The sequence below is a fragment of the Mycobacterium shimoidei genome, from assembly GCF_900417275.1.
Taxonomy (GTDB): Bacteria; Actinomycetota; Actinomycetes; order Mycobacteriales; family Mycobacteriaceae; genus Mycobacterium; species Mycobacterium shimoidei.
The window spans coordinates 3,930,676-3,945,897 of sequence record NZ_UEGW01000001.1 but is presented as its reverse complement, the minus strand read 5'-3'; the positions used below and the strand labels follow the sequence as shown (position 1 = coordinate 3,945,897).

17 protein-coding genes are annotated in these 15,222 nt (G+C 66.8%); 12 read left to right on the top strand and 5 right to left on the bottom strand.

Features of this window, described 5'->3' with window-relative positions; all coding sequences use genetic code 11:
- The first annotated feature begins 117 nt into the window (after positions 1 to 117).
- The 4 genes from MSP7336_RS18920 to MSP7336_RS18905 all read left to right on the top strand — a co-directional run bounded on the left by MSP7336_RS18920 (position 118) and on the right by MSP7336_RS18905 (position 2,716).
- Entirely contained in the window at positions 118 to 420 is a 303-nt protein-coding gene (locus MSP7336_RS18920) for a PE domain-containing protein (RefSeq protein ID WP_113964329.1), read from the top strand.
- A gap of 2 nt (positions 421 to 422) precedes the next feature.
- Positions 423 to 2,117, top strand: coding sequence for a PPE family protein (locus MSP7336_RS18915; RefSeq protein ID WP_113964328.1), 1,695 nt, complete (start codon positions 423 to 425; stop codon positions 2,115 to 2,117).
- A complete protein-coding gene (gene esxG / locus MSP7336_RS18910; protein WP_113964327.1) occupies positions 2,114 to 2,407 on the top strand; it encodes a type VII secretion system protein EsxG in 294 nt (97 codons plus the stop codon). The genes MSP7336_RS18915 and esxG overlap by 4 nt, the downstream gene beginning before the upstream one ends.
- Positions 2,408 to 2,425: 18 nt before the next feature.
- Complete coding sequence (locus MSP7336_RS18905) at positions 2,426 to 2,716, top strand: WXG100 family type VII secretion target (RefSeq protein WP_113963081.1); 291 nt, start codon at positions 2,426 to 2,428, stop codon at positions 2,714 to 2,716.
- A 1-nt stretch (position 2,717) separates the two neighbouring features.
- Here MSP7336_RS18905 and MSP7336_RS18900 read toward each other — a convergent pair whose 3' ends face one another.
- Entirely contained in the window at positions 2,718 to 3,695 is a 978-nt protein-coding gene (locus tag MSP7336_RS18900) for a quinone oxidoreductase family protein (RefSeq protein WP_113964326.1), read from the bottom strand.
- Between the two features lie 31 nt (positions 3,696 to 3,726).
- Here MSP7336_RS18900 and MSP7336_RS18895 point away from each other — a divergent pair, with 31 nt between their 5' ends.
- The gene (locus tag MSP7336_RS18895) at positions 3,727 to 4,380 is read left to right on the top strand and encodes a hypothetical protein (protein ID WP_113964325.1); all 654 of its coding nucleotides are present in this window, start codon (positions 3,727 to 3,729) and stop codon (positions 4,378 to 4,380) included.
- Here the strand turns inward: MSP7336_RS18895 and MSP7336_RS18890 are convergent.
- From MSP7336_RS18890 to mptB, 4 genes are all read right to left on the bottom strand, one after another.
- Positions 4,330 to 5,241 (bottom strand): COX15/CtaA family protein, encoded by a 912-nt coding sequence (locus tag MSP7336_RS18890; RefSeq protein WP_244917562.1) that lies wholly within the window; start codon positions 5,239 to 5,241, stop codon positions 4,330 to 4,332. The two genes, MSP7336_RS18895 and MSP7336_RS18890, sit on opposite strands and share 51 nt — an antisense overlap.
- Positions 5,242 to 5,394: 153 nt before the next feature.
- Positions 5,395 to 6,171, bottom strand: coding sequence for an ABC transporter permease (locus MSP7336_RS18885; protein ID WP_113964323.1), 777 nt, complete (start codon positions 6,169 to 6,171; stop codon positions 5,395 to 5,397).
- On the bottom strand, positions 6,168 to 7,106 hold the full coding sequence (locus MSP7336_RS18880) for an ABC transporter ATP-binding protein (RefSeq protein WP_232321036.1): 939 nt from the start codon (positions 7,104 to 7,106) through the stop codon (positions 6,168 to 6,170). Before MSP7336_RS18880 ends, MSP7336_RS18885 begins: the two co-directional genes overlap by 4 nt.
- Positions 7,103 to 8,809, bottom strand: a complete 1,707-nt coding sequence (gene mptB / locus MSP7336_RS18875; protein WP_069396428.1) for a polyprenol phosphomannose-dependent alpha 1,6 mannosyltransferase MptB — start codon at positions 8,807 to 8,809, stop codon at positions 7,103 to 7,105. The genes MSP7336_RS18880 and mptB overlap by 4 nt, the downstream gene beginning before the upstream one ends.
- 108 nt (positions 8,810 to 8,917) lie before the next feature.
- Between mptB and MSP7336_RS18870 the strand changes: the two genes are divergently transcribed.
- The 7 genes from MSP7336_RS18870 to MSP7336_RS18840 are packed head-to-tail and all read left to right on the top strand — an operon-like array spanning position 8,918 to position 15,216.
- Positions 8,918 to 9,688, top strand: a complete 771-nt coding sequence (locus MSP7336_RS18870; protein ID WP_232321040.1) for a helix-turn-helix transcriptional regulator — start codon at positions 8,918 to 8,920, stop codon at positions 9,686 to 9,688.
- Positions 9,685 to 11,145 carry a Fe-S cluster assembly protein SufB gene (gene sufB, locus MSP7336_RS18865; protein ID WP_069396430.1) on the top strand — a complete coding sequence of 487 codons (1,461 nt, stop codon included), beginning with the start codon at positions 9,685 to 9,687 and terminating at the stop codon, positions 11,143 to 11,145. Before MSP7336_RS18870 ends, sufB begins: the two co-directional genes overlap by 4 nt.
- Positions 11,145 to 12,335 (top strand): Fe-S cluster assembly protein SufD, encoded by a 1,191-nt coding sequence (gene sufD, locus MSP7336_RS18860; protein ID WP_113964322.1) that lies wholly within the window; start codon positions 11,145 to 11,147, stop codon positions 12,333 to 12,335. The genes sufB and sufD overlap by 1 nt, the downstream gene beginning before the upstream one ends.
- The gene (gene sufC, locus MSP7336_RS18855; RefSeq protein WP_069396432.1) at positions 12,332 to 13,159 is read left to right on the top strand and encodes a Fe-S cluster assembly ATPase SufC; all 828 of its coding nucleotides are present in this window, start codon (positions 12,332 to 12,334) and stop codon (positions 13,157 to 13,159) included. Before sufD ends, sufC begins: the two co-directional genes overlap by 4 nt.
- Positions 13,160 to 13,161: 2 nt before the next feature.
- Positions 13,162 to 14,415 (top strand): cysteine desulfurase, encoded by a 1,254-nt coding sequence (locus MSP7336_RS18850; protein WP_069396433.1) that lies wholly within the window; start codon positions 13,162 to 13,164, stop codon positions 14,413 to 14,415.
- Positions 14,412 to 14,894, top strand: coding sequence for a Fe-S cluster assembly sulfur transfer protein SufU (gene sufU, locus MSP7336_RS18845; protein ID WP_113964321.1), 483 nt, complete (start codon positions 14,412 to 14,414; stop codon positions 14,892 to 14,894). Before MSP7336_RS18850 ends, sufU begins: the two co-directional genes overlap by 4 nt.
- A complete protein-coding gene (locus MSP7336_RS18840; RefSeq protein ID WP_113964320.1) occupies positions 14,869 to 15,216 on the top strand; it encodes a metal-sulfur cluster assembly factor in 348 nt (115 codons plus the stop codon). The genes sufU and MSP7336_RS18840 overlap by 26 nt, the downstream gene beginning before the upstream one ends.
- Positions 15,217 to 15,222 lie beyond the last annotated feature (6 nt).

Below are 15,222 nucleotides of genomic sequence, written 5' to 3'. Positions count from 1 at the left end.
CACTTACCCCGAACCGGCTGTGCCCCGGGCTTGAAATAGCGGCCGCGGTGGTATTGAATCGTCGATAATGAAAATCATGTTCAGTTACCTCGGCTCGTCGAAGGAGGATTGTCCGGCATGACGTTGCGCGTTGTCCCCGAAGGCTTGGCTGCCGCCAGCGCGGCTGTCGAAGCGCTGACCGCGCGTCTGGCGGCTGCTCATGCCGGAGCTGTCCCACTGATCACGGCGGTGACGCCGCCGGCGGTAGATCCGGGGTCGCTGCAGACCGCGGCCCAGCTCAGCGCACACGGCAGTGAGCATGCGGCGCTGGCGGCGCAAGGCGCCGCGGAGCTGGGGCGCTCCGGGGTGGGGGTGGCAGCAGCGGGCGCCGGGTACGCCGCGGCCGACGCGGCAGCGGCGGCGTCGTACTCGGTCGCGTAGTCGTGACCGCGCCGGTGTGGATGGCCTCGCCCCCGGAGGTGCATTCGGCGTTGCTGAGCAGTGGCCCGGGACCGGAAGCGTTGTTGGCAGCGGCGGGGGCGTGGAAGTCGTTGAGTACCGAATATGCGGCGGTGGCCGACGAGTTGACGGCGCTGCTCGGACGGGTGCAGGCAGCCTCCTGGGAGGGACCCACGGCCGAGTCCTACGTGGCCGCAAATGTGCCGTTTCTGGCCTGGTTGACCCAGGCCAGCGCGCACAGCTCGGTCGCCGCCGTCCAGCATGAGACGCTGGCGGCGGCCTACACCGCCGCGTTGGCGGCGATGCCGACCCTCGCCGAGCTGGCCACCAACCATGCCGTGCACGCGGTGCTGGTCGCCACCAATTTCTTTGGCATCAACACGATTCCGATTGCACTCAACGAGGCCGACTATGTGCGGATGTGGGTTCAGGCGGCCACCACCATGGCGACCTACCAGGCGGTCTCCGGCGCTGCGGTGGCGTCGGTGCCACCGACCGAGCCGGCGCCGCCGATCGAAAAATCCGATGCCTCAGCCCTGCACTCGGACGACGCTCCCGACCCCACCGTCGACAACCCGGTCGACGACCTCATCGCGAACATCCTGAAGAACTTCGGAGTGAACTGGGACCCCGCCAACGGCACGGTCAACGGACTCCCGTACGACTCGTATACCGACCCGAGCCAGCCGCTTTTCTGGGTGGTCCGGACGCTCGAGTTCGGCGAGGATTTTCAGCAGGTGGGCCAATTGCTGATGACCAATCCGGGCGCGGCCTTCCAGTACCTCGTTCAGCTGGCGCTGTTCGACTGGCCGACGCATATCGCCGAAATCGCTACCGGGCTGAGCCAGAATCCGGCGTTGCTGGCGGTCGCGGCCGGTGCCGCGGTGGCTCCCGCGGGGTCCGTGGGCGGAATCGCAGGACTCGCCGGGCTCGCCGGCCTTCCTCAGGCGACGGTCCCACCGGCAGTGGCGCCGGCACCCGTCGCGACGTCGCAGAGCACGCTGCCCGTCGCCGGGACGGCGCCGACCGTCGCCGCGACGGCCGCGGCCCCTGCCGCGTCGTCGGCGCCTGCGCCCACCGCGACCGTGAGCACTGTCGCCGGCCCCACGCCACCAGCCCCGCCCCCGACAGCCGCCGGTGGGGCGGGCTTCCTGCCGCCCTATGTGATCGGGCCGCCCGGCATCGGATCCTCGTCGCGGATGAGCGCCGCCGCCGGCTCCAGCGCCAAACGCAAAGCGCCCGAACCGGATACAGCGGCCGCCTCAGCCAGCGCGCGGCGCGAGGCCCGCGCGCGGCGACGCCGGCGGGCTCCGCAGCGCGCACACGGCGACCAATTCGCGGACATGAACGTAGCGGTCGACCCGCAATGGGCCACGGTGCTGACGTCGGATGCGGGGGCGGGGTCGTTGGGGTTTAGTGGGAACGGTCGTGGGCCGGTGGCGGTGGGGTTGGCGAGGTTGGCTGGTGATGAGTTTGGTGTGGGGCCGGGTGTGCCGATGCTGCCGGGCAGTTGGNTGCTGACGTCGGATGCGGGGGCGGGGTCGTTGGGGTTTAGTGGGAACGGTCGTGGGCCGGTGGCGGTGGGGTTGGCGAGGTTGGCTGGTGATGAGTTTGGTGTGGGGCCGGGTGTGCCGATGCTGCCGGGCAGTTGGGATGGTGAGGAAAGGGGAGTCGGATGAGCATGTTGGATGCGCATATTCCGCAGTTGGTGGCGTCGCAGTCGGCGTTTGCGGCTAAGGCGGGGTTGATGCGTTCGACGATTGGGCAGGCCGAGCAGGAGGCGGTGTCGGCGCAGGCGTTTCATGTGGGGGAGTCGGCGGCGGCGTTTCAGGGTGCGCATGCCCGGTTTGTGGAGGCGGCGGCGAAGGTGAATGCGTTGCTGGATATTGCGCAGGCCAATTTGGGGGATGCCGCGGGCACGTATGTGGCGGCCGATGCGGCGGCGGCGTCGAGCTACACCGGGTTTTAAGGGAAGAGGGGTTTAGTGATGTCGCAGATTATGTACAACTATCCGGCGATGCTGGCGCATGCGGCGGATATGGCCGGGTATGCGGCGACCTTGCAGGGGTTGGGTGCCGATATCGCCAGTGAGCAGGCGGCGTTGTCGGGGGCTTGGCAAGGCGATACCGGGATGACGTATCAGGCCTGGCAGGCGCAGTGGAATCAGGCGATGGCCGATTTGGTGCGGGCTTATCACGCCATGGCGGGCACCCATGAGACCAACACCACCGCGATGCTGGCCCGCGACCAAGCCGAAGCCGCCAAATGGGGCGGCTGACTCAGGGCACCAGCACAATCGAGCCGACGGTCTTGCGCTCTTGCAGATCGCGGTGCGCCTGCGCGGCGTCGGACAGCGGATAGCGTTCGCTGACCGTCACGCTAAGTGATCCCGTCGCGATGGCGTCGAGCAGTTCCTCTGAGCGCCAAGCAAATTCCTGTGCGGTACGGGTGAAATGAGCTAGCGATGGACGGGTCAGGTACACCGAGCCGGCGGTGTTGAGCCGCTGCGGGTCGACCGGCGGGACGGGTCCACTGGCTGCACCGAACAGCGCCAGCGTCCCGCGTACCGCGAGACTGGCCAGGCTGGCGTCGAATGTGCTGGCGCCCACGCCGTCGTACACGGCGGCGGCACCGACTCCGTCGGTCAATTCCCTTATCTTCCTGCCGAATTCGTCGGGATCATCGCCGGGGTAGTCCAGTACTTCGGCGGCCCCGGCCTGTCGCGACAGCTCGGCTTTGGCCGGTGTCGACACGGTGGTGATCACCGGGGCCCCGAGGCTGGCCGCCCACTGCGTCAGAATCAGGCCGACCCCGCCCGCCCCGGCATGGACCAGGATCGTGTCACCGGGCTGTACCGGATAGACCGACTTGAGCAGATAGTGCGCGGTCATTCCCTTCAGCAGCGCCGCGGCCGCCACGTCGAAATCCACAGCTGCGGGTACCTGACCCACGAGATCAGCTGGCGCGGTGCATAATTCGGCGTAGGCACCCGACGCGGCCGCCGTAACCACCCGGTCGCCGACCGCGAGGCGCGTCACGCCGTCGCCGACCGCGGCGATTGTCCCTGCCACTTCCATGCCCAAGATGAACGGCAGCTCGCGCGGATAGAGGCCGGATCGGAAGTAGGTGTCGATGTAGTTGACGCCGATCGCCTCAGCTTTGATCAGCACCTGGCCCACGGCGGGGGAGGGTTGCGGCCGGTCGACATAACGCAGTACTTCGGGTCCGCCGGTTTCGGCGACTTCGATCGCGTGCATGCCCCCTATCATCCGGAAGTATGGAGCGCCCATGAAGCTGGCCCGTCCCGACATCCGCCATCCCCGCATCGTGCTGGCCGGTGTCGAAAAAGATGACGCCGGATTGGTGACCGCATTGCGCAAGCGTGGCCTGCACGCCCGCTGGATGTCCTGGGAGGACGCGGACACCCTGCACGCCGACCTGGTGATCCTGCGCGAATCCGGTCACGACCGGCGGGCGGAGTTCCTGGCCTGGACCAAGCGGGTGGCCCATCTGCTGAACGCCCCGAACGTTGTCGCCTGGAACCTCGGCCGGCGCTACCTGCGCGATCTCGAAAACGCCGGAGTGCCGACGGCAAAGGCTTCCAATAGCGCAATCGCGCTGGTGTTTTTCGCCGGCGGCCAATCCCACGCATTCACCGCTCAGGGGGCGGTGGACGCCGATTTCGAACTGTGGGACGTCGGGCACGCCGCGCTGCGCGCCGCTGCCCGGCAGCTGCGCATCGACGTAGACGAATTGCTCTACGCGCGCGCTGACGTCACCGATGACGCCCGGTTGGTGCGGCTCGATCTGGTCGCACCGAGGTTCGGCTGGGAGCTGTTGGACAACGCGACACGCCAGGACGCGCAGCGCCAGTTCGCGATCGCCGTGGAGTCAGCCCTGGAGCGGTTGGGGCTGGGTCCGCTCTCGCATCGACGCCCATAAGGCGGCCGTCGCGGCGGTGCACAACGCGGCGCCGGCGACATGCACGGCCACCAGCGCAGCGGGCACCCCGGTGAAGAACTGCACGGTCCCCACCGTGGCCTGCGCGAAAACCAGCACAACCAAAACGCCCAGGCGCAGCCACACCTGTTGGGGCGCCCGCACGGCCAGCAGCCCGAACCCGAGCCCGACCAGCAGCGCCAGGTAGGCCACCAGCAATGAGGAGTGCATGTGTACCAGCGTGGTGATCTCGATCTTGAGCCGCGGTACCGTACGCCACGGGCTGGTGTCGCCGGCATGCGGGCCCGCCGCGGTGACCAGGGTGCCGGTGACCAGAACCGCGGCCAGTGTGACCGCGCTGAGCAGTGTCAGCCCGCGCAGCGGTTTGACGACCCGAAGACTCACCACACCGTCGTCCGGTTCGCCGACCTTGACGTAGAGCAGCACCGCCAGCCACACCATCGTCATCGACGCCAACAGGTGGATGGCCACCGTCCACCACAACAGGCCGGTGAGCACGGTGACGCCGCCGATCACCGCCTGCACCACCGTCGAGGCGGGCATCAGCCAGGCGTACACCAGGACTTCGGCGCGGCGGCGGGCCCGGGTGACCGCCAGCACCGCCAGCGCCGCGGCGATGACGACGGCGAAGGTGACCATGCGATTGCCGAACTCGACGGCCTGATGGATGCGAGGCACCTCGGCGACCGGGACGGGGGTGAAGCTGCCCGGGAAGCACTGCGGCCAAGTCGGACAACCCAACCCGGAGGCGGTGACTCGGACGATGGCACCCGTGACGGCGATCCCGCCCTGGGTCAGGATGACGAACGCGGCGATGATCCGCTGCACACGCAGGCTGGGCATCGGCAGCAGGTCCACCAGCCGCAGCAGCCACCGCCCCACGGGCATCGTCGTAGTCGTCACCGACTCGATCGTAAGCGACCAGAAACTACGGCCCGTAGTAGGGAGTAGTAGGCCGCGTGCAAAGCTTCTGCCGAATGTGAACCAGCTTCACGCTCAGGTGAACCGGAACCAGCGCAGCGCCGCCACCGCACCCAGCGCGCCCCACACCACCAGGACGCCGGCGCCGAACCAGTCCACCGACACACTCATCGCCTGCGACAGTGCCTCGGTGAGCGCTCCGGACGGGGTGAGCCGCGCGGCCCACTTGACCGCGTCGGGCACCATCTCGGTCTCCACGGTCAACGCCCCGAACCCGGCGAAGACGAACCACAACAGGTTGGCGACCGCCAGCACGATCTCGGCGCGCAGTGTGCCACCCAGCAGCAGACCCAGCGCGGCGAAAGCCGCGGTTCCCAACGCAATGATCACCGCGCCCAGTACCAGACCCATCAACGCCGGGCGCCAACCCAACCCAAAACCTATGGCGCCCAAAATGATCGACTGCAAAAACACGACGGCGACCACGGCCAGCGACTTGCCGGCAATGATGCCCCACACCGGCAGCGCGGTGGCGCCCAGCCGTTTGAGCGCCCCGTAGCGGCGATCGAATGCCACCGCAATCGCCTGACCGGTGAACGCCGTGGAAACCACCGCGAGCGCCATGATCACCGGCACGAAGGTGGCAGCACGGTTGTGGCCGAACGATCCCAGCGGCAGCAACGTCAGACCGACCAGCAGGGTGATCGGAATGAACATGGTCAGCAGCAACTGCTCGCCGTTGCGTAGCAGCAGTTTGAGTTCCAACGCGAATTGCGCGGACAGCATCCGCGACACCGCGCTGGGTCGCGGGTTGGGCGTGAAAGTGCCTGCGGGGAAAAGCGTCTCGGTCATGAGCGCAGCTCCCGGCCAGTCAGCTCCAAGAACACGTCTTCCAAACTGCGCTGCTCTACCCGCATGTCGGTGGCCAGCACGTCGATCTGCGCACACCACGCCGTCACCGTGGCCAGCACCTGTGGGTCGATTGGGCCTTCGACCAGGTACTCGCCGGGGAGCACTTCGCTGGCCCGGTACCCCTCCGGCAAGGCCGAGGTCAGCAGCGACAAGTCGAGCCGCGGCGGCGCGCTGAACCGCAGCTGGTCTTTGGCGCCGCTGCGCATCAGTTCGGTAGGTGTTCCCGCGGCCACCTGCACGCCGTGGTCGATGATCACCAGCCGGTCGGCCAGCTCTTCGGCCTCCTTGAGCTGGTGGGTGGTCAGCACCACGGTCACGCCGTCGCGCCGCAGCGCGTCGATGAGTTCCCACACCAGCAGCCGGGCATGGGCATCCATGCCTGCGGTCGGCTCGTCGAGAAACACCAGCTCGGGTCGGCCGACCAGCGCACACGCCAACGCCAGGCGCTGCTGCTGCCCGCCGGAAAGCCGCCGGTAGGTGGTGTGCGCGACGTCGGTGAGGCCCAGGGTCGTCAGCAGCCACTCGGGATCCAGCGGGTCGGCGGCATAGGCGGCGAGCAGTCTGAGCATTTCGCCGGCGCGTGCGGCCGGATAGCCGCCGCCGCCCTGCAGCATCACCCCGATGCGTTCCCGCAGCCGGGCATTGTCGGCGATCGGATCCAACCCGAGGACTTCGACCGTGCCGGCATCGGGGCGGATGAAGCCCTCGCACATCTCCACCGTCGTCGTCTTACCCGCCCCATTGGGACCCAACAGCGCGAACACTTCGGCGGCATGCACGTCAAGGTCGAGGTTTTCCACCGCTTTGCAAACCGATGCGCCCGACCCGTACTGCTTGCACACCCCGCGCAACCGCACGGGGACATCCGAGTTCACGGAGATTCAGCGTATGCGCCTGGTATCGGCGCAGGCTCATGGGTCTTAGTGTCCTTCACCACATCCGGTGTCAATACGTCATGAAGCAGTTCCGCGCCCTCGCTGCGCAATTGGCGCCACGGCAGCCGGGTGTAGGTGACGGCGATCAGGATCAGCACCACGATCGTGCTGGCCACCGTGGCGTCGAGAATCTGGAACAACGCGAAGCGGTCGCCGTTGGCGGTCGGCCCGAAAACCCCTACGACGAACGTCACACCGATCGCGGCTACCCGGAAGCTCGGACGGGTCGCCCACGCTGCCAACGGAATGATCGCCCACAGCAGATACCACGGCTGCACCACCGGAAACAGCAACACTGTGACACCCAGCGCGACGCCCAGCCCGCCGATGGGGTGCAGCCGGCCGCGGAAGACCGCGATCAGCAGCCAGCCCACCATCACCGCGATGATCAGCACACCGATCCCGCGGGTGAGCGACAGCACAGCAGTGGTGTGATCGCCCAAGCCGAGCAGGATGCCCGCCTGTCCGGTGCCGAGCGCGATCAGTGTCGGGGGCGACATCCAGCTACGCACCACGTTGGCGGTGCCCAGCGTGAAGATCCATCCGAAGCCCAGCCGACTGGCCCAGCCGACCAACGCCATCACCGCCAACGCCAGGCCGGTCATCAGACCGCCCGCCAGCAGCAGCGCGCGCAGGTTGCCACCCCAGCGGAAGGCCAATGCGATCGTGACAAACCCCAGTGCCAGCAGCGACGGCAGTTTCACCTGCGACGACAGTGTGATCAGGATCGCGCCGGCCAGCAACGCGCCGATCGGCGCCCAGTGCCGCCAGTCGCCCCGCTCGCCCGGACCGGGAATCAATGCCCGGCTCGAACCCACGCCGCGCAGCGCGAGTTCGGTGCCGGTCAGCATCAGCCCCAGCATCAGCGCCTCGTTGTGGATGCCGGCGACCAGATGCATGATCAGCAGCGGATTGGCCGCACCCAACCACAGCGCGCTGACCTCAGCCACACCGCAGCGGCTGGCCAGCCGCGGCATCGCCCACACGATCAACCCCACGCCGATCAGCACGACCAGCCGATGACACAGCACCGCGGCGACGATGTTCTCCCCGGTCAGCGCCGATATGCCGCGACCGACCCACAGGAACAGCGGCCCGTAGGGTGCCGGGGTCTCCCGCCACAGGCTGGGCACCGACAGGGTGAACACGTGGTCGAGGCCAAGTCCGGGCGCCGGACCCACTCGATACGGGTCGAGCCCCTGTCGGCAGATCTGGCTTTGCGCCAGATAGGAGTAGACGTCCTTGCTGTACATCGGCGGCGCGAGCAACAGCGGCAGCGTCCACAACAGCAGCGTGCGGTCCAGGTCGCCGCGCGACATGCGCCGTTCCCCGAGCGCGAACCGGCCCAGCATCAGCCAGGCCAGCGCCATCATCACCGCGCCGGTGGTGGTCATGGTCAACGACACCGTCTGAATGCGCGACGGTAGGTTGAGCAGCCGAACACCGAACGTCGGGTCCTGCACCACCGGCCGTGCCCCGGCGCCTAACGCGCCGATCGCCATCAGCACCGTGCCGGTCGCGCCGAACAGCCGGGTGCGACGAACGGCGACCAGCTCGCTCTCGTTCAGCGGCGAGCCGACCGCCTGCTCATCGCCGTGCAAGCTGGCGATCGACGAACTCAGCGTGTGGTGGCGAGCTGCCATCAGAGCAGCGTAACGGCGATCGCAAGCGTGGCGGAGCCGGGCGCGGCGGGTCGCCGCCGGGGGACCCAGCCGGCGCGCGGTGCACCCCGGCTTTACCGGTCGCCGGAATTGCGTCACACTGGTGTTGTGAAAATCCGACCCGAGGCCGATCAGGCTGCGGTGACTCACGACGGCCACACCAGGAGCGCCGTCGTGCGGTTACTGCTGGAATCCGGGTCGATCACGGCCGGTCAGATCGGTGAGCGGCTGGGGTTGTCCGCGGCCGGTGTGCGCCGTCACCTGGACGCTTTGATCGAGGCGGGGGAGGCCGAGTCGGTGCCTCCGGCGCCATGGCAGCAGGTGGGACGGGGCAGGCCGGCGAAGAGGTACCGGCTGACGGCGGCCGGCCGGGCGAAACTGGACCACAGCTACGACGACTTGGCGTCGGCGGCGATGCGCCAACTCCGCGAAATCGGGGGCGAAGACGCCGTCCGCAAGTTCGCCCGCCAGCGGATCGACGCGATTTTGTCCGACGTCGCCGCGCCCGAGTCGACGGCGGAGACGGATATGGAAGCCGCCGCCGAGCGCGTCGCCGGTGCGCTGAGCAAGGCCGGGTATGTGGCGACCACCACGCGGGTGGACAGCCCGATCCACGGCGTACAGATCTGTCAGCACCACTGCCCGGTGTCACACGTGGCCGAGGAGTTCCCGGAGTTGTGCGAAACCGAGCAGGAGGCGATGGCGGAGGTACTTGGTACGCACGTGCAGCGCCTCGCGATGATCGTCAACGGCGACTGTGCGTGCACGACGCATGTCCCGCTCACCACCGAAGCTCCAGCCGCACTTCGGCGCACAGCCCGCGCCGAAGCCACCACAAGCAAGCAAGGAGTGTCGCAATGACGACCACCCCGGAGGTTCAAAAGCTGGGGGCGCCCTCGGCTAAAGAGACGCTGTCGCAGGAAGAGGCCATCGCCTCGCTGGGCCGCTACGGTTACGGCTGGGCGGATTCCGACGTCGCCGGCGCCAGCGCGCAGCGCGGACTCTCCGAAGCCGTGGTGCGCGACATCTCAGCCAAGAAGAACGAGCCGGAGTGGATGCTGGAGAACCGGCTCAAGGCGCTGCGCATTTTCGAGCGCAAGCCGATGCCGAAGTGGGGCTCCAACCTCGAAGGCATCGACTTCGACAACATCAAGTACTTCGTGCGCTCAACCGAGAAGCAGGCTGCCACTTGGGATGATCTGCCCGAGGACATCCGCAACACCTACGACAGGCTGGGCATCCCGGAAGCCGAGAAGCAGCGGCTGGTCGCCGGTGTGGCGGCCCAGTACGAGTCAGAGGTCGTTTACCACCAGATTCGCGAAGACCTTGAGGCCCAAGGGGTTATCTTTCTCGACACCGACACCGGACTGCGTGAACAAGAGGATATTTTCAAAGAACACTTCGGAACGGTGATTCCGGCGGGTGACAACAAGTTCTCCGCGCTGAACACCGCTGTCTGGAGTGGAGGTTCGTTCATCTACGTCCCGCCCGGTGTGCACGTCGACATTCCGCTGCAGGCCTACTTCCGGATCAACACCGAGAACATGGGCCAGTTCGAGCGGACGCTGATCATCGTTGATGAGAATGCTTACGTCCACTACGTGGAGGGCTGTACCGCGCCCATCTACAAATCGGACTCACTGCACTCGGCGGTGGTGGAGATCATCGTAAAGCCCGGTGGCCGTTGCCGTTACACCACGATTCAGAACTGGTCGGGCAATGTCTACAACCTGGTCACCAAGCGGGCCCGCGCAGAGGCGGGCGCGACGATGGAGTGGATCGACGGCAACATCGGCTCGAAGGTCACCATGAAATACCCGGCGGTCTGGATGACCGGCGAGCACGCCAAGGGCGAGGTGCTCTCGGTGGCATTCGCCGGTGAGGGTCAGCACCAGGACACCGGCGCCAAGATGCTGCACCTGGCGCCGAACACGTCGAGCAACATCGTGTCCAAGTCGGTGGCTCGCAACGGTGGCCGGGCTTCCTACCGCGGCCTGGTGCAGGTGAACAAGGGCGCGTATGGGTCGCGCTCCAGCGTGAAATGCGATGCGCTGCTGGTCGATACGGTAAGCCGCAGTGACACCTACCCCTACGTCGACATCCGCGAGGACGATGTCACGATGGGCCACGAGGCGACCGTGTCCAAAGTCAGCGAGGACCAGCTGTTCTATCTGATGAGCCGCGGGCTGACCGAGGACGAGGCGATGGCGATGGTGGTGCGCGGTTTCGTCGAGCCGATCGCCAAGGAGCTGCCCATGGAATACGCCCTTGAACTCAACCGGCTGATCGAGCTGCAGATGGAAGGCGCGGTCGGCTAGTGACGAATCTGACCGAAGCGGTTGAGGGTGGGGCCCTGACCGCCGTCAACAAGGGCGAGATTTTTTCCTCGTTCGACGTCGACGCCTTCGAAGTGCCGCACGGCCGCGACGAGATCTGGCGGTTCACCCCGCTGCGGCGCCTGCGGGGTCTGCATGACGGCTCCGCGTCGGCCACCGGCAGCGCACGGATCAGCGTCAGCGAACGCCCTGGTGTGCGGGTGGAAACGGTCCGGCGCGGTGACGAGCGGCTCGGTGAGGGCGGCGTACCCTCTGATCGGGTTGCCGCGCAGGCGTTTTCGTCATTCAACTCCGCCACCCTGCTGACCGTTGCGCGTAACACCCAGATCGCCGAGCCGATCGACATCACAATCGAGGGTCCCGGTGAAGGTGCCACCGCCTACGGGCATCTGCAGATTCGCGTCGAGGAGCTCGGCGAGGCAGTCGTGGTCATCGACCAGCGCGGCAGCGGGATCTACGCCGACAACGTCGAATTCGTCGTCGAGGACGCCGCCCGGCTCATCGTGGTGTGGATCGCCGACTGGGCCGACGATACGGTAGACGTCAGCATGCATCACGCCCGACTGGGCAAGGACGCGGTACTTCGGCACGTCGCGGTGAGCCTCGGCGGTGACCTGGTGCGGATGACCGGCAAGGTCCGGTTCGACGCGCCCGGTGGCGACGCGGAGCTGCTGGGCCTGTACTTCGCCGACGACGGCCAGCACCTCGAGTCGCGTCTGCTGATCGACCACGCGCAGCCGCAGTGCAAGTCCAACGTGCTGTACAAGGGTGCGCTGCAAGGAGATCCGGGTTCGAGCCGTCCCGACGCACACACCGTGTGGGTCGGCGACGTGCTGATCCGCGCCGATGCCACCGGGACCGACACGTTCGAGGTGAACCGTAATCTCGTGCTCACCGACGGTGCGCGGGCCGACTCGGTACCCAACCTGGAGATCGAGACGGGCGAGATCATCGGCGCCGGCCACGCCAGCGCCACCGGGCGATTCGACGACGAGCAACTATTTTACCTGCGCTCTCGCGGCATTCCCGAAGAGCAGGCCCGCCGTCTGGTGGTGCGCGGCTTCTTCGGCGAGATCATCGCCAAGATCGCCGTACCGCAGGTGCGGGAGCGCCTCACCGAAGCCATCGAACACGAATTGGCCATCACGGAATCGAGAACAACAGCCTCATGACCACTCTGGAAATCAAAGACCTGCACGTCAGCGTCGACAACCAAGCCGACGGAAACGAGATTCCGATCCTCAACGGCGTCAACCTGACAGTGCGCTCCGGTGAGACGCATGCGGTGATGGGCCCCAATGGATCCGGCAAGTCGACACTGTCCTACGCGATCGCCGGACACCCCAGGTACCGGGTGACGTCCGGGTCGATCACGCTCGACGGTGAAGACGTGCTTTCGATGAGCGTCGACGAGCGCGCCCGGGCCGGACTGTTTTTGGCCATGCAGTACCCGGTCGAGGTGCCCGGCGTGTCGATGTCGAACTTCCTGCGCAGCGCGGCGACCGCCGTGCGTGGTGAGGCGCCGAAGCTTCGGCACTGGGTCAAAGAAGTCAAGGCCGCCATGGAAGCCCTCGACATCGACCAGACCTTCGCCGAACGCAGTGTCAACGAAGGCTTTTCCGGTGGTGAGAAGAAGCGTCACGAGATCCTGCAGCTGGGCTTGTTGAAGCCAAAGATCGCGATCCTCGACGAGACCGACTCCGGCCTCGACGTCGACGCGTTGCGGGTGGTCAGCGAAGGAGTGAACCGCTTTGCCGAGGAAGTTCATGGCGGCATCCTGCTGATCACCCACTACACCCGGATCCTGCGCTACATCCGTCCGCAATTCGTGCACGTGTTCATCGGCGGGAAGATCATCGAATCCGGTGGTCCGGAATTGGCCGACGAGCTCGAGGAGAACGGGTACGTGCGCTTCACCCAGACCGATGACGGCGACCCGCAGCGCCCGGCTTCGCCGCGCTTGCGATCGCCGCGGACCGCTGCTACCGGAGCCTGACGATGACGACGTCGGTGGCCCCATTCGACGTTGCTGCGATCCGCGCCGACTTCCCGATCTTCAAGCGGGTGATGCGCGGTGGAAAACAGCTGGCCTACTTGGACTCCGGCGCCACCTCGCAGCGCCCGGTGCAGGTGATTGACGCCGAACGGGACTTTTTGGTCAGCTCCAACGGTGCGGTGCACCGCGGCGCGCACCAGCTGATGGAGGAGGCCACGGACGCCTACGAGCAGGGCCGCGCCGACATCGCAGCGTTCGTCGGTGCGGACGCCGACGAGCTGGTGTTCACCAAGAACGCAACCGAGGCGCTCAACCTGGTGGCCTACGTGTTCGGCGACGATCGCTTCGCCCATGCCGTCGGGCCCGGCGATGTCATCGTCACCACCGAGCTCGAACATCACGCCAACCTGGTTCCGTGGCAAGAACTGGCCCGTCGCAGTGGTGCGACACTGCGGTGGTACGGCGTGACTGAGGATGGCCGTATCGACCTGGATTCCCTGCAGCTCGACGAGCGCGTGAAAGTCATTGCGTTCAGCCACCATTCGAATGTCACCGGAGCCCTGGCCCCGACGGCCGAACTGGTGGCCCGAGCACGCGAGGTGGGTGCGCTGACTGTGCTGGACGCCTGCCAGTCGGTGCCACACGAGGCGGTGGACTTCCACGCCCTCGATGTCGACTTCGCCGCCTTCTCCGGGCATAAGATGCTGGGCCCCAACGGGATCGGCGTGCTGTACGGCCGTCGTGAGCTCTTCGAGATGATGCCACCGTTCCTCACCGGCGGCTCGATGATCGAGAATGTCACGATGGAGACGTCCACCTACGCGCCCGCGCCGCAGCGCTTCGAGGCCGGCACCCCGATGACGTCTCAGGTCGTCGGGTTAGCCGCGGCAGCGCGTTATCTGCAAGCCATCGGCATGGACACGGTCGCAAAGCACGAGCATCAATTGACCGCCGCTGCCATCGACGGGCTCTCGAGCATCGACGGTGTGCGGATCATCGGCCCGACGTCGATGGAACACCGCGGCTCACCGGTGTCGTTCGTGGTCGACGGTGTGCACGCACACGACGTCGGCCAGGTCCTCGACGACGACGGCATCGCGGTGCGGGTCGGGCATCACTGCGCATTGCCACTGCACCGCAGGTTCGGCATCGCCGCCACTGCGCGGGCGTCGTTCGCGGTGTACAACACACCTGAGGAGGTCGACCGGTTGGTGGCGGGCGTGCGACGCGCCCTGGACTTCTTCGGGAGAGCCTGACCGTGCGCCTTGAGCAGATGTACCAGGACGTGATTCTGGACCACTACAAGCACCCGCATCACCGCGGGCTGCGCGAGCCATTCGGCGCCCAGGTGCATCACGTCAACCCGGTCTGCGGCGACGAGGTCACCTTGCGAGTGGCGCTGTCCGATGACGGTAACTACGTCGCCGACGTGTCCTACGACGGGCAGGGCTGTTCCATCAGCCAGGCGGCCACCTCCGTGCTGGCCGAGCAGGTGATCGGTCAAAGCGTGGGTGATGCGATCAAGACCGTGACCGCATTCACCGAGATGGTTTCGTCGCGGGGAACCGTGGAAGGTGACGAAGAAGTGCTGGGCGACGGCGTCGCCTTTGCCGGTGTCGCCAAGTATCCCGCCCGGGTGAAGTGCGCCCTGCTTGGCTGGATGGCATTCAAGGACGCGCTGGCCCAGGCCAGCGCCAAGGAGGATGAAGATGAGCGAAACCGCCGCACCGGATAACGAACTGCTCGCCGAAATCGAGGAGGCGATGCACGACGTCGTCGACCCGGAACTCGGCATCAACGTCGTCGACCTGGGACTGGTTTACGGGTTGAACGTGGAAGAGGGCGAAGAGGGCACGATCGCGTTGATCGACATGACGCTCACGTCGCCGGCCTGCCCGTTGACCGACGTCATCGAGGACCAGTCGCGCAGTGCGCTCGTCGGCACCGGCCTGGTGGACGAATTGCGGATCAATTGGGTGTGGAACCCGCCGTGGGGCCCGGACAAAATCACCGACGACGGCCGCGACCAACTGCGCGCGCTCGGCTTCACCGTCTAGCGGGCC